This window comes from Brasilonema sp. UFV-L1 (assembly GCF_012912105.1).
Taxonomy (GTDB): domain Bacteria; phylum Cyanobacteriota; class Cyanobacteriia; order Cyanobacteriales; family Nostocaceae; genus Brasilonema.
Map to the genome: position 1 here is coordinate 1 of NZ_QMEA01000083.1, position 18,563 is coordinate 18,563.

The window sequence follows — 18,563 nt, forward strand, 5'->3', positions numbered from 1 at the left end:
CCCAACCCCACTCCGTGGGGACCCCTAGCCCCCCATCTCCTCATCTCCTCATCTCTCGCTTACGTAGCTCCCGCCACAACAGACTTTTTCGCCAAAAGTTCTACGGCTGCTTGATATTGAACATCTACTTCTGTGCCAATCTGTTCGCGAGTGATTGGTTCAGAGGAAATTAATTTGTCTGGTTTTATACCTTGTTTATTGATGTCGCGGTGGTTGGGGGTTTCATACTTAGCAATAGTGACAGCTAAGCCGGAACCATCAGACAATTCAAATAAGGACTGGATTAAGCCTTTGCCAAAGGTGGTTTCTCCTACTAGAACCGCACGACCGTTATCTTGTAATGCACCAGCAAGAATTTCGCTGGCACTGGCGGTTCCTTGATTAACCAAAACCACTAATGGATCATGAGTCATGGCTGGACCAAATGCTTCAAAGTTCCCTTGAATGCCTTGCCGATTCACAGTGTAGACGATGGTACCAGATTCTAACCATAAGCGGGCAATTTCAATTCCTGCCTGCAAAAGTCCGCCTGGGTTATTTCGTAAATCGAGAATGTAGGCATCAGCCCCTTTTTTTTCTAAACTGGAAATGGCGTGTGCTAACTCCATAGAAGCATTGGCATTAAATTGTGTGAGGCGAAGATAGCCGATTGATTTTCCTTGAGGGAAAGAGCGTAATTCTGCCACGACTGGGTTCAACGCAATGCGATCGCGCACCAGTTGAACTTGCCATTCTCCTTTGCCGTCTCGTTCCATGAATAAGGTGACAGCACTACCAATTGGTCCTCGCATTTTAGCTGCTGCTTCGTCAAGGGTAAGTTTTTCTGTGGAGATACCCTCAATTTTCAAAATGCGATCGCGTGGTCTAATTCCAGCTTTTTCTGCTGGTGAACCTGCTATGGGAGTCACAACCTCTAATAAACCTGTTTCGGGATTGAGAGCAATTTGCAATCCAACTCCCGTAAGTTCCCCAGAAGTATTGACCTGTAGACTGCGGTACTGTTGTGGATCTAAAAAACGGGTAAAAGGATCGCCAAGGCTTTGGAGCATGTCTTGGATCGCCACATAAGCAGATTGGTGGTCTTTAAATGGCTTTGCCAGAGCCTTCTTTTGTACCGACGCCCAGTTTTGATGATTAAATGTTTCATCCAGATATGTCCGATTCACAATTCTCCACACTTGTGTGACTAGCTTTTGTTCATCTGTTAAAGCCAAGGCAGGTTGACAAAAGCCGCAAAAAACTACCCCAAACGCTAATAACAGGGATAATCCCGCCTGAAAAAGTTTCTTCTGCATGAACCCCATGTTTACTTCCACTATCAACCCAAAGTGCCAGAGTTTGCCGTACTCTGCTTGTTTTTTGATGAAATCTGTCTCTCGACTATGTTACTTTTTTTATAGAAGTGGTGCATTGCTCTCATAAAGTTGTTCGATATAACATCTAAAGAGTACACATTCCACTTCTAAATAAAGATAAAATCTACTTTGTATCCACCACCGCCGTGTGTCTGGATGTAAAGGGAGCGCAATACATACCTTCTTTTGATGAGTGTGAAGTTTTTTTTAAACTATTAACACTCTGACTGCTCAAAAGTAAATGAGCAAATGCTTCTTTTCTAAGATCCCAAAGCTGAAATAATTTGGGAAGTTTATCAACCGCGAATCGATTTTTAGGAATTTGAGATTGTATGGCTAACGTCTACGACTGGTTTGAGGAGCGCTTGGAGATACAAGCGCTTGCTGAGGACGTCACCAGCAAGTATGTCCCTCCTCACGTCAATATCTTCTACTGCTTGGGTGGAATCACTCTCACGTGCTTTCTTATCCAGTTCGCGACTGGATTTGCCATGACATTCTACTACAAGCCAACCGTCACTGAAGCGTACTCCTCTGTGCAGTACATTATGAATCAAGTGAACTTCGGTTGGCTGATTCGCTCCATCCACCGCTGGTCTGCCAGTATGATGGTGCTGATGATGATTTTGCACGTTTTCCGGGTTTACCTGACGGGTGGCTTTAAAAAGCCCCGCGAATTGACTTGGGTAAGTGGTGTCATTCTAGCCGTGATTACTGTTTCCTTTGGTGTGACTGGCTATTCACTACCTTGGGACCAAATTGGCTACTGGGCTGTGAAAATTGTTAGCGGTGTACCAGAAGCTATTCCCGTAGTCGGTACCCTGATGGCTGACTTGCTGCGCGGCGGTTCCAGCGTTGGTCAAGCGACACTGACTCGTTACTACAGCGCTCACACTTTTGTACTACCTTGGCTAATTGCTGTCTTCATGCTGCTGCACTTCTTGATGATTCGTAAACAAGGGATTTCCGGTCCATTGTAATCGCAAGTCGTGAGCAATTGGGCATAAGCTCTTGGTTATAAGATGGAAGCGTTTGTTCTAGCTTGATGAAAAATCAAACAAAAACATTAACACACAAAAGAGCAAACATTCGCATCTGAAGCTAAAAGCGAATGCCCAAATTTGTCATGAATTTGACAAAAGCTTTAAATTAATTTAAGCAGGAGAGCACATAAAAAAATGGCGACACAGAAAAAACCTGATCTGAGCGATCCAAGCCTAAGAGCCAAACTAGCGAAAGGCATGGGTCATAACTACTACGGCGAACCAGCTTGGCCTAATGACTTGCTGTACGTCTTCCCAATTGTGATTATGGGATCTTTTGCTTGTATTGTGGCTCTATCTGTATTAGATCCCGCCATGAATGGAGAACCAGCAAATCCCTTCGCAACACCGCTGGAAATTCTACCTGAGTGGTACCTCTATCCTGTCTTTCAGATTTTGCGTTCAGTTCCGAACAAACTTTTAGGGGTATTATTGATGGGTTCGGTACCCCTAGGATTGATTCTTGTTCCCTTTATTGAGAACGTAAATAAATTCCAAAATCCATTCCGCCGTCCAGTAGCGACTACAGTGTTCTTAATTGGCACCTTGGTAACCATATGGTTGGGAATTGGTGCGACTTTCCCAATAGATAAGTCCTTCACTTTTGGACTGTTCTAAATTCCTCACTCAATGGGAGAGGCAGTTCTCTGCAAAAGAGGTAGTCTTACCATTAAGTGCTTTGACGCCTGTGAGTTTCTCGGCAAGTGCAAAATGTGCTTTTCTTGAGAAATAAACAGGCGTTCGTTTATACTCACCCAGGTTATACAGGATTTTAATTTTGTATGGAGATGTGATTTCAAAATTTCAAATCTGTAGTATACAAAAGGTACAAACATTTTTCACTCACTTATTATTCAGTCAAGGTCAATGCTAAGCATAGTGCAGCAAGACCATCTGACGGTGAAAAGCGAACTAAAGCTTTTAAACCAGGTGCAACAATGGTTTGAACAATTTTGTCTGCAACACTTGCCTCAACTTGGTTGGTCAGAAAGTCAACTCTATCGTCTCAACTTAGCATTAGCAGAAGGCTTTACCAACGCCGTGCGTCATGCTCATCATGCTTTACCTCCAGAAACAACTATAGAGATTGATGTTTCTTTATGGATTGATCGTTTGGAGATTAGAATCTGGGATTATGGAAAACCTTTTAATCCGGATGCACTTGAAGAACCAGAGCCAGGTACACTTCAAGTAGGGGGATATGGATGGTTTCTCTTAAGGCGTTTGGCTGACCACGTTGTCTATGAACGTGATGCGGATGGCAGGAATTGCCTGCTCATCGTCAAGTATGGTTTTCAGGGGTAGCTTTTAGAGCAAATAAAAATAAGCAAAGGTTATGCAGGGTGTTTCAAAGTTGTTGGAAAGTGGGGAGTGTTGAAGGAAAAGACTCCCCAGCTTTACCAACTCTGTCATAGGAGTTTTCAGTGCAATAGACTACAAATCATTGATACTCTGCACTCTAAAGAAATGTCGGTTCTCCAAAATATTTGATTCCCAAGCTTTCCGTGTTATCTATGTGGTTTGAGAAAGCCAGTCTCTAACCAAAATTGTCAACTATGGATAAGTTTCTCAGAGCCGAACGTAAAGATTTTAGTCAAAATAGGAAACCAAAAGTCAATCATGTCTTCGTGTTTTTAGAAGTTTTTGAACAAGAAGGCGGAATTCAATCATACATAAAGGATATATTAAGGGGTTATTTAGCCCTTGATGAACCTTTCTATGCAGAGGTATTTTTACTCAGAGATAGTGATCGCTCTTCAAATCCTTTTGAGTCAGACCGTTTAAAATTTCATTACTTTCAATCCCAGTCTCCTCAACTGGGACGAGTCAGAATGACTATGGCGTTACTTTCCCATTTGTTACGCCAGCGACCGAGACATGTTTTCTGCGGTCATGTAAACCTTGCTCCTTTAGTTGGTCTGTTGTGCCAATCTTTGGGGATTCCTTACACAGTTATGACTCATGGTAAAGAAGTTTGGAAACCGTTACCAATCTTTATGAAGTCTAGTTTGCAAAAAGCTGCACAAATTTGGACAGTAAGTCGTTACACTTGTCAAGTAGCCTGTGCGGCTAATAACCTTGACTTTAACAAAGTGAAATTATTACCTTGTGCTGTGAATGGTGATAATTTTACTCCAGGGATGAAATCGACTGTGTTGTTAGAGCGTTATGGTTTGACAGGAGCAAAGATATTGATGACCGTAGCCAGACTGTGGTCAGGTGATATTTATAAAGGTGTAGATGTTACGATTCAAGCCTTAGCACAAATAGCTGACGTTTTCCCGGAAGTAAAATATTTAGTTGTAGGTCGTGGCGATGATCAACCTCGATTAGCCAAGCTTGCTCAAGATTTAGGCGTAGGCGATCGCGTTATTTTTGCTGGATTCGTACCTACAGAAGAATTAGTAGAACACTACCGTCTGGCTGATGCTTACGTAATGCCTTCTGTTGAGGGTTTTGGTATTGTTTACTTAGAAGCGATGGCTTGTGGTGTCCCCGTGTTGTCTGGCGATGCGGACGGGTCAGCTGATCCATTACAGGATGGTAAACTGGGGTGGCGAGTTCCACACCGCTCACCAAATGCAGTGGCAGAGGCTTGTATAGAAATACTCAAAAGGAATGACCAACGATGTGATGGTTTGTGGTTGCGAGAGCAGGCGATCGCCCTATTTGGTATAGATGCTTTTGAAAAGAGATTGAAAGAGCAGCTTTTGTCTAGTGTTAAGAGTTCATAGTCAAAAATACACTTGCTTGTGGTTTTATGATAATTTTGAATTTTGAATTCCCAAGGCAGGAGTCTGACTGGTGGGAGTGTGTCACTAAAATAGCTATCCTAGAGGGAGAGCAAGAGACATTTAAAAAATGAGCCTTAAAACGTTTGAGTTTAATCTGTCTAATTTACGCCCTTGGCTCACCTTGCTAGCAATTGCGTGGTTGCTGGCGTCATTAGGCTTGGGCTGGTTGGTGAACTCCTTGCTGATTATTGTTGGGCTATTGTTGTTGGCACCCATTCTCATTTTTTTTGGGTTCCGCTTGTGGCTACAATACAACTTGGTCACTGACCAATGTCCCGTTTGTGGATATGAATTTACGGGTTTAAAGAACTCTGGGTTGCAGTGTCCTAATTGTGGAGAACAGTTGAAGGTGCAACAGGGACATTTTCAGCGTTTCACTCCAGAAGGCACAATTGATGTGACAGCAGTCGAAATACCGAGTAAATTGCTTGATGATTAAGTTCCTGTAAAAATCAATAGTCATGAAAATAAAATCACAGAGGAACACAGATAAATTATCTGTGTTCGTTTGTGTTGATATGTGATTCTAATTTTCTTATTCCAAACGACTGCTACTGAGTTGCATATAACTTAACAACCAGTTTGCTGCTGTTGCCCTCCGTGTTTGCCGAGGTCCAAATTCACCAATTTTGTAACCTTTAAAACCCAGTTTTTCTTTGAGTAACTGTTTGTTTTCTGGAGGAATAGAACGAGTCAGCTTGACTGTTGCGGGGCGAGAGTCGATAAAATCTGGTGGTTCTGGATACTCATCCCGCCATTCTGGCGCGACTTCCTGAGTGTCCCATTGTTCTTTTGAGGAGTCATAGCGATACCCTAGGCAATACCATACCAATTGGTTGACTGTAGCATCATCAATTTCTTCATTGAGGATTGCCCAAATAGTTTCTGTTGTGAGTGGTGGTAAGTTAGACATACACAAGTTAGTTGGAATAAATAATTCTCTAGTGCATAATAAACAGGGTAGGCTGGAAATAGTAACGACTTGACCAGTTAATGCAGAATACCACACCGCACCCAAAGCAAGTCCGCGCTCATGTATTTATTTCTGGGAGAGTTCAAGGAGTAGGTTATCGCTACTCCACTGTAGATACAGCTAGCCAACTCGGATTGACAGGTTGGGTGCGAAATCTCCCTGATAATCGCGTGGAAGCAGTATTTGAAGGTAGCCAGACAGTAGTAGAACAAATGATTCGCTGGTGTTACCAAGGACCACCCGCTGCTATGGTGAAAGATGTACTGGTAGAGTACGAAGAACCAGAAGGTTTACGGGGGTTTGAAGTTAGGCGTTTTGAGTAGCAACATAATTTATTGATTCAGACTAGGTTTACCTGTTCAAAGGTAAAGTTTCTAGCCTTACAAATACGGCATCAAATGACATCCTTATCATTAAAGCTAGCAGAAGTCAACTTGAATTAAGGTTATAGATATACAGTCAACAGTGCTTACAATGCCATACAGTGAATTCACGCTGGCGAGAGTAAAACGTGATTTCGGCTTAAAGACGGCTGAAGGCGGGCGGTTTTTACCAGAAACCCAAAGCTTAGAACCCAGTCTTTACCTCAAAGAAGCATTGAGTGAAGGACTACCACTGGCAATTGCGACAGGTTCAGAAAAAGCCCGTTCCGAACTTATTATCAGTCCTATCCTTGTAGAAGTACGTAAGATTTTACAACGAAAAGTCAGCTTTTTTTCTGGTGAAGACTTCACTGTTGCACCAGAGTTGGGATTAAGCGGGGTGTGTGATTTTTTAATCAGTCGCTCTCCTGAGCAAGTATTTATTGAAGCACCTGCAGTTGTTGTTGTGGAAGCCAAAAAAGCTGACTTGAAAGCAGGTTTGGGACAGTGTGCAGCCCAAATGGTTGCAGCACAAAAATTTAATGAGGCTAATAATATACCAATTCCTATAATTTACGGTAGTGTTAGCAGCGGTACTGCATGGCGATTTCTCAAATTAGAAGGACAAATACTGAGTATTGATTTCAATGATTATCCTGTTCCACCAGTGGAAGTTATTTTGGGAATGTTGGTTTGGATGGTGCGAGAAGGGTAAAATGCATATAAAACAGCTTTTTGTTAATGTTTAACTGTCTAATTATTTCTGCTGCACTATATAAGTAGTACCCCACCAGATGAATTGGCGTAAATCAACACAAGCTATTTGTCTTGGCGGTTTATTAATCGCACTTTCGATATTGGCAGCAAATATTAGTTTTTATTCCCCACAAAGTAACCTTAGTCGCAAGGATACAACAGTCAAACTACCGCCTACACAACTTTCAGGAGAAGAAATTCAAAAGCAGGCGCAGGCGATCGCTGTCAAAGTCATGTCAAAGAATTTCTTAGGTTCCGGTATTATACTAAAAAAACAAAAATCTATTTATACAGTTATCACAAATGCTCATGTGCTGCGAGCAGACAAGCCCCCTTATCGGATTCAAACTGTTGATGGTCGCATTTGGCAAGCAAAGATATTAAGTGCAACATCTCTACAAGGGAATGATTTGGCAATATTGCAGTTTCGCCCCACTAACGCTGTTTATGCTGTCGCGTCTGTTGGTTCTTTTCCCAAAGAGGGGGATAAGGTGTTTGCAGCTGGGTTTGGGTTTGATGAAGAGAAACAAGAGGCAAAAAACTTTACCTTCACCACTGGAAAGGTGTCGTTGGTATTGCCTAAAGCTTTAGAGGGAGGTTACCAGATTGGTTACACCAATGATATCCAAAAGGGTATGAGTGGCGGACCATTGCTCAATCGTCGAGGTGAGGTTGTGGGTGTGAACGGAATGCACGCCTATCCGTTGTGGGATGCACCTTCAGTGTTTGTTGATGGTGAGGAAGCGGATGAAAAGTTGCACAAGATGATTGTGCGCTTAAGTTGGGCTGTGCCAATTGAGACAGTTCGGATAAGTCCACAGGCGCGCATCCTGGGGCTACAAAAACATAGACGCCGGAGGCAGCTTCCCGGAGGGTAGCCCACGTAGGTGGGCTAATACAAATTTAGGCTGCGGAGGCAGCCTTTGTTGGTGTAGCCGTACCTTAAGGGTAGTGACTGATAACTGGAGTACGATGATTTCTTTTTACTATTCTTCAGTTTAAGGTATCATTTTTCCTAAGATATACGGGCATAAACCGAAGTACTGCCATTTGAGTTTGTAGTTTAGTTTATTCCTGCAAAACAAAGAGTTACCCTTTTTTAGTAAATAGTATTCATGAAATTGGGAATGTCTAGTCAAGTATTGACATGGAGTGTGAGAGTTTTCAGTATAGCTACCCTGACAACATTGGCCACAACTGCAACTCTAAATCAACTGACCTATGCGGAAAGTCCAACCTTCTACTGCGGTAAAAGCAACGGCGTACCCACAACGTTTGTCCGTACACAAGACGGAAAAAACCTGCCGGTGATTCGCTGGGTTTCCGACTATTTTAGCGGTACAGGATTGACGCCTCAGCAACGCTGTCAACAGGTGTCTCGCAGATTTCAAAGGAGTTATGATCACGATACGCTGAAACATATCAAGCCAGGTATGCTCAAGGGACAACCTGTTGTGTGCGCGGTTGCTGAAAAAAACGCTGCTTGCACAGATACAACTTTGTTATTCACTCTCAAACCAGGTAGCGATCCTGACGCGACTGCACGGCAGTTATTTGATCGCCGTGCTTTGGCAGCTGGAAACGTCACAAATCAAATTGGTGGTGACACGAGCAACGATTCGGTCATTATTGATTTTGAAGCGTATCTGTACTTTAGTAAAAATTGAATAATGAAATTTTATTATGGACTCGCACCCGCACTGATTGGAGTATCAATTCCTCTTGTGCAAACGCAAGTTGCAGTTGCACTCTCTTCAACACAGGTGAATAAAATTGCTAAAGAAATTACAGTACTGATTCAAAGTAAAAAGCCTAGGTATGGTTCAGGGGTGATGATCAAGAAGGAGGGCAATACTTATACTGTTCTAACAGCAGCTCATGTGGTAGAAGTTGCAGATACATATGAAATTGTCACTCCGGATGGTAAACGTTATCCGCTGAACTATAGTAGTGTGAAACCATTTCCAGGAGTAGACTTAGCTGTAGTGCAGTTTACCAGCAGTCAAAATTACACTGTTGCTAAAATAGGCAACTCTGACGCTAGCACCGAAAGCACAATAGCTTATATCGCTGGGTTTCTTGCACCGACATTTGCGATTAATCAGTCAATTTACAATTTCAGCGATGGGCGGATTACCGCTAATGCCTCGAAACCGTTGCGTGATGGATATGCTTTGGTCTACAGCAATAATACGTCAGAAGGCATGAGTGGTGGTGCAGTCTTGAATGACAAAGGTGAACTGATAGGAATTCATGGTAGAGCAGACAAAGATACCAAAGAAACTAAAACAGGCTTTAACTTGGGCGTTCCCATCAATACCTTTTTGAGACTGTCAGCAAAAGCAAGGGTAGATGTAGGAGTTTCTGCTCCTAACACTCAAGTAGCGACAAAACCCAAAGCTGACGATTTCTTTATTCAGGCTGGGGATAAATATTACAAAAATAACTATAAAGGAGCCATTGCTGATTTAAGCGAAGCGATTCGTCTCAATCCCAACTATGCCTTAGCTTACTACAACCGCGGTAATGTCCGCCGTGAGTTAGGAGACAAGCAAGCAGCAATTGCTGATTACAACCAAGCTCTACGCATTAATCCCAATTATACCGATGCTTACTACGGTCGAGGTTATGTCCGTTCCGATTTGGGAGACAAGCAAGGAGCAATTGCTGATTATAACCAAGCCCTGCGTATTAATCCCAACTATGCCAATATCTACCAAAACCGGGGTAATGCCCGCGCTGATTTGGGAGACAAGCAAGGAGCAATTACTGATTACAGCCAAGCCCTGCAGATTAATCCCAACTATGCCAATGCCTACTACAACCGGGGTGTTACCCGCGCTGAGTTGGGAGACAAGCAGGGGGGAATTGCTGATTTACAGAAAGCAGCAGATCTCTTTCTACAACAAGGAAATACAGCTAATTACCAAAAAGCGCTGGAGTCGATAAGAAAGCTTCAGCTAATTGGCAGGTGGGGAAATGGGTAGATGATTCTTAGTCAGGGCGTGGCTTGCTGTTGGATTTTGACAGCATAATTGAAACATCAGCAGTTTTGCTATTGGGTAAGCAAACAACATGAGTCTGCAACTATCGATTCCTGATTCTGTACTGGAAGCTATCCGGCTACCTGAAAAGCGTCAACAAAAGGAACTATTAACAGAATTAGCTATTGCCCTCTACGCCCAAGACCTTTTATCCTTTGGTAAGGCTAGAGAATGAGCACAAATTGATAAATATGAATTTGGCAAGTTATTAGGAGAACGTGCCATCAATAGGCGTTAAGCGTAGCTCTGCCGTAGGCGATCGCACCTTCCGAAAGAAAATCTACACTGTTAACGGATCAACTGCTACAATTCCTTCCACTGCATAGCGGGTGAAATCAGTTGTATTAAATGTCAGGATATGCGTTACACCGTTTGTTTTCATGCTAGCAACAAGACGTGCATCATGCACTTGCACGCCTGATACACTGTATGTAACCACAAGCCGACGCCACTCAGGATAAATCGTAGACGTATCAGGCAACAATGGAAACAAACGCTCGATAAGTTGCAATAGTCGATTTGCGTACGTTGGTGTTAAGCCTAACCCGTTTTTCGCTGCTGGTCTTGTAGCGACATTCCAAAATTCTATGCAATTTTGCGGCGCAATTGTTAGTATATCCCCATTTCGTCTGAGTTTCTTTCTCACATTGCGTACGACTGGGTTTACTGGACTATTACGATCCACAAAACGCAGCAAGAAGTTTGTATCCACAAGATATATCACAGGTAGGGATGATCCTCATAAATACCTTCACGACTCACAGCATAATCTGACGGTGTTGGTAAGTGTGAGCCAACATGTGATGCAAACTCATCTAATAACTTATCTACACTTGCTTCCAAATCTTCTTCATTCTTCAACTCCTCATCGTTAAATTGAGAGTGTGTTTGTTCCAGCAATGCTTCTACTGTTGGTGCAAACGCATCAGCCAAAAGCTGTCGAATACTTTGGGCGTCACGACGTGCGATACTTTCCCGTAATTTTTGCTCTAATTGTGGTGACAATTGCAGGGTAATAGTTGTCATACCTTGAGTGTGCGGGGAAACCGTTTTTTTAATGTTATCAAGATTATCAGGAGTAGAGAGCGCGATAAGCCGGAGGCTTTAGCTTGTGTGAATCGCATTCACTTCAATCAAGCAGGCAATCTGCCGTTAGCGTAGCGTGCGCTTTGCGCGTAAGGCAAGCGTTTGCGCAGCGCCCCCTAAGGGGCTAGCTATCGCCTACCCATTATCATTCCTGTTCTAAAATCCTCTCAATATCTCTCCCGGCATAGAGAATCCGCAAAATTTGGATATTTTCGTCTTGTTCAAAGTAAAAAATGAGATACTTTTTGAAATCCTTGACAGCCCACTTACGCAACTTCTGTAAACGAGGATTCTGCACTTGATACAAACTACTACAACGCGGCGGAAATAAAGCAACCCTTCGGGTTCACCAGTCGCCTCTGTCGGGAAACCCTCCTGCAGCGCTGGATTCACCATTTGAAACAGCCAAAAGCCTTGATATATAATACTTTTGACTTTTGACTTTTGACTTTTGACTTCCGCGCAGCGGTACTACCCATCCCAGGCATTCTTGCTAACTGTGCAAAAGTCTCTCTAACAGCGTCAAAAAAATGAAGTGCAGTATCAGAGTTTTGTTGGGCAATGTAAGCAAAATGCTCATCTATATCCAAACTTGCTTTGGGTGTGATAATTATCCGCTTTGTCATTATTGTTCCTGACGCAGCTTGTTCATCAGGTGTGTGCGTTTTTGCTCCCACCATTCATCAGTAACTTCAATTGCTTCTCCACTCTCAAGTCCCTCAATTAAAAGTTCCTCTATATGTTCTTGAGCCTTTTCGCCATAGCCTTTCAATAATTGCTCGGAAGCAAGACGACGCCAAGCTTCCTCATCTTCTTCATCTTCGCTTGGCTCATTTACTAGAATAATGACTTTAACTTGCTGATTATGGGGTAACTGCTGCAAAACTGTATCAGGTAATTCAATTTTGCCTTCGGTTGTGATTTTCGCTGGAAACTCGTATGCTTTCATATGAAATCAGTTCGATGAAGTTTCTCTTTCAGAAGAGCTTCTACCTCGCTCTGGGGATTGTCAAGATCAAAAGGATAAGGTTGCTGTGTAGCGGGATCACGACGGCTCATCAAAACTTGCAATGCAGCCCGAAACGCTTCTTCCTCATTTCTATGTTCTGAAAGATATTGCTTCAATTCAGTATTGCTCATCTGGTTTAAGTTTTGCATCATAGAACAAAGTTCCAATTCCCATCTTGATCAATTATGACTGCAATCTCATCAGTCACGCCAGCTTGAATGTAAAGCGTTTTCAACTTCTGGTCATAGCGAAAAACCTGGATAGGTTGGTATAAATTAGAAAATAATTGGCAAAGAAATATCGCTGTATCCGATTGTTTCTGTGTTGGCAAGTGATAACTCCTTAAAACACACCAACCGTAGCGTATCAGAAATTAATCACTCTTGCTTATTATAGCATGCATGCCATAAACAAGGGTTGAAAGCTTTAACTGTATCTATGCTCATTACTGAATTTCAAATGATTTCATCATTGTCTCTGCTGTTTCGATAAACTTATCATAATTATCTTTTTCTGCTGTGTAAGTCATAACGTATGCCTGATCACCTTTTAAAGTAAAAACTTGCAAATTTTGTAAACTTTTTTCTCCACTTTTTCCAGTAAACAGTAATCTTTTTCCTGGTTTATTTGCAAGAGAAGAGTTATTTGATTGGATCTTCTTAGCTTTTGATATATTTTTGTTATTGTCTATGATTAAGAAATTATTAAATTCCTCTAATGTTCCTGAAAAATTTTCAATGCTTATAGTTACCTTCTCTTGAAATTTATCTACATCACTTTGTTTGGGAGATATAAATGTAACCACTTCTCCTGTGATAGCATTGTTTATATCCTGTCTTTCCCAGCTTTGAGGATATTTGATTTTTATTCCAAAATTAGAATTTTCATATTGTAGGAAATTTTCTGAGTTTGAAGGTTTCAAAATATAGATGACAACAATACTTATAGCAAGTACTGCTGCAATTACCGAGCCAAATAAAAGCTTTTTGGTTGAGCCTGGTAGTTGTGTTGGTGGTTTAGTTGTAGAGACTTTAGTGTCAGGCTGCTTCTGGGTTTGATTGCCAACTGAAGTATCAGGTAATAGCGTTTTTAAAGCTTGCAAAACTTCATCTGCTGAATGATAACGTTGACGATAGTCATAACGAACCATTTTGTCTATAATATCAGCTAGCTTAGAGCTAACATGTGCTTGATTTCGCCAAACAATTTCACCTGTAAGGGGGTCAGTTGGGAATATAGGATTTATTCCTGTTAAAGCGTAAATGCAAATAACTCCAACTGCATAAATATCACTAGTTAATTTAGGTTTACCGTTTGCTTGTTCGCTTGGCTTATAACCAGAAGTACCAATGGCTATAGTAAAAGTAGTATGTCCTTGAGCATTAGTGATTTGAGTAGAAACTTGCTTGACTGCACCAAAGTCAATCAACACAATTTTGCCATCTGACTGACGCCGCATAATATTCGAGGGTTTTAAATCGCGGTGAATGACTTGTTTTTGATGAACAAAAGCTAAGACTTCTAAAATATTTCTTAAAAGCTTAATCACCTCGGTTTCACTAAGTTGCTTTCCGGAAAAGATTTCTTGGTTGAGATCATGACCTTGAATAAATTCCTGAACTATATAAAATTCTTGCTTTTCTTCTTCTTGCTTTTCTTCACAATGTGCTAGAAGTCTTGGGACTTGGTCATGATTTCCTAAGATTTCTAGTATCTCTGCTTCCTGGTCAAATAAACGTTTTGCGTGCTGTAAAGTGAAAGGGTCAGTAGCCATAGGCTTAAACTGCTTGACAACACACTGAGGATTTCCCGGTCGTTGCGTATCAAAAGCTAGGAAGGTATTACCAAACCCTCCTTTTCCTATCTGTCGGATAATGCGGTAGCGTCCACATATTGTTTGACCGAGCATTTTAAGTCACCGTGTGTTCAAAAACCTGCCACTGTATCTAGCTTATTGTGTTAGTAGACCAATGCCATACCTGTAAAGGTTACGAATAACAGAAATTAAGTTATCTCTAGAGTTGTATGCTGAGTGGAAAATATATAATTTGATTGCACACACTGAAAAGACTGAGAAGTTATTCGTCCATTTCTTTCAATGTTGCTAATGCTGAAGGAGACAAACGACTGAGATAGCGGAATATCCAGTATTTAACAATCGTGTTCAAAATCACAGGAAAAGTCGCAATAAAAAGAAATATCGTGCTTCTATTTGCTGGAAGTCCCATATGTTCTGCAAATCCTTCAAGAATAACCTCCCAACCATGCGGTGAGTGAAATCCCACAAATATATCTGTAAATAAAATAATTAAGAAAGCCTTAGCACTGTCACTCAAACCATAGATAACATCATCAATAAAAGATTTCACAATGATGACTTCTCTTTTGCTTGTAGCAATGACCCATGCAAAACCTATAAGTGATAGTATATCGGCAAAAACATTGCTAATAGCGTTATTGCTTTTCTCTCTAAATTCCTTTGCAATTGTATGGACTTCTTGTTTTACTTTTTGCTCTCTGACCTCTGAAGTGAGTAGTGGTGCTTGGCGAATCAGACTTTCAAATTTTAGTTTTTCCTCAAAAGTTTTTAACTCACTGATAGCTTCTTCTTCCATTTCATGGTTCAGAAAAACTTGACTCAAATTTTCACCTCTTAGACGCTTCACAACTGGAAGAACTAATAATTGTTTAGAAAGATATTGAGTTAAAATGGGCACAATAACTAGCATGGCCAAAAATCTTACAGCAGTTCTTGTTCTCTTTCTAGAAATTTGGAAATTCTTAAGAAATTGCTCTTCTGCTTGTGGTGAAAAATCCGCAGTAATTCTATTGAACATTCTTCCAATTGATCTAGGGAAAGCACCTGTTTTATTAAAAACAGGGTTAACTTTCATATTCTCGATATGAGATGAATCTGACTGATGATTAACTTTATCATGGTTAGTTTGTAATGATGATTCAGATACTGATATGATTTCGTTATGATTGTCTTCATTCTCTAATGAATATTTAGCTCTGACTTCATCAATCAAATTTAATTTTTCTACAAAAACAGATTTTGATTTATTGAGTAAAAAAGAATAGAAATGGAACTCTGCTAGTTTTAATTGAATAATCATTAAGTCTCGGTTAAGAGAAACTTGCCAATAAGCCATCACATTTTCAGTGTACTTGGCAGAATTCAGAGTAATTTTTTGACCATTAAATTGCTCAGTTTCAATATTTTTAATTCTACAAGCAGCCTCATAAGCTTGTGATAGTGCTTTATCTGGTCTATTTCGTAACCATTTCTTACCAGTCTGTAAGTATTGTTGACTTTTTTGTCGGATCAACCCCATATTTCTATATAACAATGACATTTTCATAGTAGATATTGATTCATGATGTATGGAACTCTTATTATTTTAGTTAATTCAAAAATCGTGTCATAGCTCATCAGTTATTAATTTTTTTTATAACTGATGACTCCCGCATGGTATGAGTCTTTTAATTTTTGACTGCAATGCTATCCCGCCACAGCTTTGCTTCGCGGCGTTAGTCCAGAGGACACGCACTCGCGTTCGACTCAAGGGCATGCTTTTGACGAACGTCGTGCTTTACGAGTTCGTAAGACTGCAGCTTACTAAACCTCAGAACAGCGGATGTGCAATAGTTCGTCAAAGACACGATGAGCAGAAAATTCACCCCTTTGCTTTTGAGTATACTCGTGAATCATTTAAATTAAATACACATGGGTAATATACAGAAAACACAGCTCTGGTTTTCATTGAATTGCACAAACACTTGAGAGGTTGTGCTCTTCTTGTTTAGATAACAATGAGTTTTAAAAACATAAAAAAGACAGGCATTTTGCCTGTCCAATAACTGATAATTTGGCTCCTCATTTAGAAATTCATCTCTGCAGCTTGAACCTTTTCAACCTGCTTTTTCTTAAGGACGAGCATAACTTGAGCTAACATGACAAGTGCGATAAATGCAATCAATCCTTTAATTCTGTTTGCATCTTGCAGCACGATTTCCCCATCATCTTGACCGAATCCACCGACGTTTGGATTGTTGGTCAAAGGTTCTTCTTTTTCGACTGCTTGACCTTCGGAAACGATCAATTCTGGTCCAGCGGGTATGGTGTCAACAACTGCATCCCCAGATTCAGGTTGGATGCTGACTTCGTACTTGACGTTGCCGTCTTCATCTTCTACTTTGGCAATCTTGCTAATTGTACCAGTAGCAGAAGCTGCGTATACTGTGTTGTTGCTCTTTTCACCAGTGGGGTAAACTTGTCCGCGTCCCCGATTACCACCTACGTGAACAGGATACTTACCAAAGCGAATGTTCTTGTCTGTTGCAGGGTTTGGAGAAAGCACGGGGAAGACGATTTCTTGGTATTGTTCACCAGGTAGTGGTCCAATGATGACAACGTTTTCTTTGTCTTCGGTGTAGGGTTGATAATACAAACCCTCGACTTCTTCCTTCCATTCCTCAGGAATGCGTTCTTCAGGAGCAATTTTGAAGCCTTCTGGTAGCATCAGCACAGCACCGACGTTTAAGCCAACTTTAGAACCATCGGCACCCACCTGCTCTACGCTTGTATCGTAGGGAACTTTGACCACGGCTTTAAATACCGTGTCAGGTAGCACAGATTGGGGAATTTCTACTTCGGTCGGCTTTGCTGCTAGGTGACAGTTGGCACACGCAAGCCGCCCTGTTGGTTCGCGAGGCGTTTCGGGGTAGGTTTCCTGTGCCCAAAAGGGGTATGCTGAAGCTGCTTGAGGTAGGACTAGATCGCTGGTGAAGAAAAAGGTCACTGTGGCGATCGCTACGAGCAATGTTTTGATAACTGTTCTAGCACTGCGAGCTAAACTCGCTGTTTGACAAACATTTCTCATCTCTATAAGGACTACTAGGACAACGATTCTCACAAATATTAGTCATTAGTCATTAGTCAAGAGCCAAATTTCGACTCCAAACTATAAACTATACATTGACTATGCCCACCAAGGTTGTTCACCTGTACGGAAGTCGGTTTCAGTCCATTGAGTCAGGAGGATTTTGTCTTCTTGGACTGTTGCATGACTCAAAGCTAAAGACAACGGTGCAGGACCCCGGACAACTTTACCAGTGGCGTTGTACTGTGAACCATGACAGGGACACTTGAATTTGTTCTCTGCTGCATTCCAAGGAACAACACAACCTAGGTGCGTGCAAACGGCGTTAATGCCATAATCACCAATTGCTTCTTTGCTTTCTACCACAATATAGGTGGGGTCTCCTTTGAGTCCTTGAACCAGAACGCGATCGCCACCATTATGACTTTCCAAAAAGTTAGTAACACTAACATCGTTACCCAACTCATTTTTTGCCGTTGTACCACCACCAGCACCACCAGTTGCTGGAGGAATAAAATACTTGACAAAGGGATACAATGCTCCCAGAGCCACTCCGGTTACAGTTCCAAAAGTCAGAAGATTCATGAATTGACGACGCCCCATATCGGGTACGTCCATTGATTCAGAAAATTGAGCCATAACCTACGCGTTCTTTGTGTATTTTGTTAACAAATTTGACTTGAGTTTTTCATGAAGAAACTCTTGTCTGAATGAAAACGATAATGCCCACAGGGATGCCAGAATATTTTGTGCAAAGATATTTCCAGCAGCTTTCTGAGTAGGATTACATTTCTTTATAGTCCTATCATACTTGAGTCATGGAACTTAACATCATAACTAAATGTAAAAATATTTGAGAGAAGCTATGACGGGAGAGGAATTACACCAACTGTTGCTTGAAAAGTGGGGACGCTCTTATGATGTCCAGTTGCGTCGAACACAGGGTAGGATATTCCTACAGGTTATGTGGAAATATTTAGAGCAAGCGTCCTTTCCATTGAGTGAGGTAGAGTATCGAGAACATTTAAATAGTATCGCCAACTATCTCAGCGGCTTGGGTGGTGAGACACAGGTGAAAACCTATATTAGAGAAACGCGAGAACGTCCACGACTTGGTAAAGCTGTCAGTGTTCCGTTAAATTTAGGTGAACGCGCTGCAGAATGGTTGATTGAGTAGTTCAAGTATAAACCGCCAAAACAAGCCAGTCCGCCCTTGGAGATTTTTGAGGTTGAGTGCGACTAGCGTCGGCGATG

Annotated in this window: 23 protein-coding genes; 12 read left to right on the forward strand and 11 right to left on the reverse strand. The window is 41.5% G+C overall.

What is annotated here, in order from left to right:
* Positions 1 to 59: 59 nt before the first annotated feature.
* Positions 60 to 1,304 (reverse strand): carboxyl-terminal processing protease CtpA, encoded by a 1,245-nt coding sequence (ctpA, locus tag DP117_RS21855; RefSeq protein WP_169220347.1) that lies wholly within the window; start codon positions 1,302 to 1,304, stop codon positions 60 to 62.
* A 383-nt stretch (positions 1,305 to 1,687) separates the two neighbouring features.
* On the opposite strand from ctpA, the gene petB reads away from it, so the two are divergent.
* The 5 genes from petB to DP117_RS21880 all read left to right on the forward strand — a co-directional run bounded on the left by petB (position 1,688) and on the right by DP117_RS21880 (position 5,632).
* Complete coding sequence (gene petB, locus DP117_RS21860) at positions 1,688 to 2,335, forward strand: cytochrome b6 (RefSeq protein ID WP_169220348.1); 648 nt, start codon at positions 1,688 to 1,690, stop codon at positions 2,333 to 2,335.
* Between the two features lie 198 nt (positions 2,336 to 2,533).
* Positions 2,534 to 3,016 (forward strand): cytochrome b6-f complex subunit IV, encoded by a 483-nt coding sequence (gene petD / locus DP117_RS21865; RefSeq protein ID WP_169220349.1) that lies wholly within the window; start codon positions 2,534 to 2,536, stop codon positions 3,014 to 3,016.
* Between the two features lie 249 nt (positions 3,017 to 3,265).
* Positions 3,266 to 3,703: an anti-sigma regulatory factor gene (locus DP117_RS21870; RefSeq protein ID WP_169220350.1), complete on the forward strand. Its 438-nt coding sequence runs from the start codon at positions 3,266 to 3,268 to the stop codon at positions 3,701 to 3,703.
* A 251-nt stretch (positions 3,704 to 3,954) separates the two neighbouring features.
* On the forward strand, positions 3,955 to 5,133 hold the full coding sequence (locus DP117_RS21875; protein ID WP_169220351.1) for a glycosyltransferase: 1,179 nt from the start codon (positions 3,955 to 3,957) through the stop codon (positions 5,131 to 5,133).
* Positions 5,134 to 5,260: 127 nt separating this feature from the next.
* Complete coding sequence (locus DP117_RS21880; RefSeq protein WP_169220352.1) at positions 5,261 to 5,632, forward strand: hypothetical protein; 372 nt, start codon at positions 5,261 to 5,263, stop codon at positions 5,630 to 5,632.
* A gap of 96 nt (positions 5,633 to 5,728) precedes the next feature.
* On the opposite strand, the gene DP117_RS21885 is transcribed toward DP117_RS21880, so the two are convergent.
* Positions 5,729 to 6,106, reverse strand: coding sequence for a DUF1823 family protein (locus DP117_RS21885; protein WP_169220353.1), 378 nt, complete (start codon positions 6,104 to 6,106; stop codon positions 5,729 to 5,731).
* Positions 6,107 to 6,186: 80 nt separating this feature from the next.
* On the opposite strand from DP117_RS21885, the gene DP117_RS21890 reads away from it, so the two are divergent.
* The 6 genes from DP117_RS21890 (at position 6,187) to DP117_RS21915 (ending at position 10,503) form a co-directional block, all read left to right on the forward strand.
* A complete protein-coding gene (locus DP117_RS21890) occupies positions 6,187 to 6,489 on the forward strand; it encodes an acylphosphatase (RefSeq protein WP_169220354.1) in 303 nt (100 codons plus the stop codon).
* Between the two features lie 151 nt (positions 6,490 to 6,640).
* The gene (locus tag DP117_RS21895; protein WP_169220355.1) at positions 6,641 to 7,243 is read left to right on the forward strand and encodes a hypothetical protein; all 603 of its coding nucleotides are present in this window, start codon (positions 6,641 to 6,643) and stop codon (positions 7,241 to 7,243) included.
* A 79-nt stretch (positions 7,244 to 7,322) separates the two neighbouring features.
* Positions 7,323 to 8,162, forward strand: coding sequence for a serine protease (locus DP117_RS21900; protein WP_169220356.1), 840 nt, complete (start codon positions 7,323 to 7,325; stop codon positions 8,160 to 8,162).
* Between the two features lie 249 nt (positions 8,163 to 8,411).
* Positions 8,412 to 8,951, forward strand: a complete 540-nt coding sequence (locus DP117_RS21905) for a COP23 domain-containing protein (protein ID WP_248277764.1) — start codon at positions 8,412 to 8,414, stop codon at positions 8,949 to 8,951.
* A gap of 3 nt (positions 8,952 to 8,954) precedes the next feature.
* A complete protein-coding gene (locus tag DP117_RS21910; RefSeq protein ID WP_169220358.1) occupies positions 8,955 to 10,271 on the forward strand; it encodes a tetratricopeptide repeat-containing serine protease family protein in 1,317 nt (438 codons plus the stop codon).
* Positions 10,272 to 10,359: 88 nt separating this feature from the next.
* Positions 10,360 to 10,503 (forward strand): UPF0175 family protein, encoded by a 144-nt coding sequence (locus tag DP117_RS21915; RefSeq protein ID WP_169220359.1) that lies wholly within the window; start codon positions 10,360 to 10,362, stop codon positions 10,501 to 10,503.
* Positions 10,504 to 10,608: 105 nt separating this feature from the next.
* Here the strand turns inward: DP117_RS21915 and DP117_RS21920 are convergent, their stop codons facing one another.
* The 9 genes from DP117_RS21920 to petC form a co-directional block, all read right to left on the reverse strand.
* Positions 10,609 to 11,040: a PIN domain-containing protein gene (locus tag DP117_RS21920; protein WP_339381365.1), complete on the reverse strand. Its 432-nt coding sequence runs from the start codon at positions 11,038 to 11,040 to the stop codon at positions 10,609 to 10,611.
* Between the two features lie 8 nt (positions 11,041 to 11,048).
* Positions 11,049 to 11,354, reverse strand: a complete 306-nt coding sequence (locus DP117_RS21925; protein ID WP_169220361.1) for a hypothetical protein — start codon at positions 11,352 to 11,354, stop codon at positions 11,049 to 11,051.
* A gap of 449 nt (positions 11,355 to 11,803) precedes the next feature.
* Positions 11,804 to 12,040 carry a type II toxin-antitoxin system RelE/ParE family toxin gene (locus tag DP117_RS21930; RefSeq protein ID WP_169220362.1) on the reverse strand — a complete coding sequence of 79 codons (237 nt, stop codon included), beginning with the start codon at positions 12,038 to 12,040 and terminating at the stop codon, positions 11,804 to 11,806.
* A complete protein-coding gene (locus tag DP117_RS36400) occupies positions 12,040 to 12,363 on the reverse strand; it encodes a hypothetical protein (protein WP_169220363.1) in 324 nt (107 codons plus the stop codon). The genes DP117_RS21930 and DP117_RS36400 overlap by 1 nt, the downstream gene beginning before the upstream one ends.
* Entirely contained in the window at positions 12,360 to 12,575 is a 216-nt protein-coding gene (locus DP117_RS21940; RefSeq protein ID WP_169220364.1) for a hypothetical protein, read from the reverse strand. Before DP117_RS21940 ends, DP117_RS36400 begins: the two co-directional genes overlap by 4 nt.
* Positions 12,576 to 12,868: 293 nt before the next feature.
* Complete coding sequence (locus DP117_RS21945) at positions 12,869 to 14,332, reverse strand: serine/threonine-protein kinase (RefSeq protein WP_169220365.1); 1,464 nt, start codon at positions 14,330 to 14,332, stop codon at positions 12,869 to 12,871.
* 169 nt (positions 14,333 to 14,501) lie between these two features.
* On the reverse strand, positions 14,502 to 15,788 hold the full coding sequence (locus tag DP117_RS21950) for a proton extrusion protein PcxA (RefSeq protein WP_169220366.1): 1,287 nt from the start codon (positions 15,786 to 15,788) through the stop codon (positions 14,502 to 14,504).
* 519 nt (positions 15,789 to 16,307) lie between these two features.
* The gene (gene petA / locus DP117_RS21955; protein ID WP_169220367.1) at positions 16,308 to 17,309 is read right to left on the reverse strand and encodes a cytochrome f; all 1,002 of its coding nucleotides are present in this window, start codon (positions 17,307 to 17,309) and stop codon (positions 16,308 to 16,310) included.
* Positions 17,310 to 17,408: 99 nt separating this feature from the next.
* Positions 17,409 to 17,948, reverse strand: coding sequence for a cytochrome b6-f complex iron-sulfur subunit (petC, locus tag DP117_RS21960; RefSeq protein ID WP_169220368.1), 540 nt, complete (start codon positions 17,946 to 17,948; stop codon positions 17,409 to 17,411).
* A 226-nt stretch (positions 17,949 to 18,174) separates the two neighbouring features.
* Between petC and DP117_RS21965 the strand changes: the two genes are divergently transcribed.
* Complete coding sequence (locus tag DP117_RS21965; protein WP_169220369.1) at positions 18,175 to 18,486, forward strand: DUF3067 family protein; 312 nt, start codon at positions 18,175 to 18,177, stop codon at positions 18,484 to 18,486.
* Positions 18,487 to 18,563: the final 77 nt, after the last annotated feature.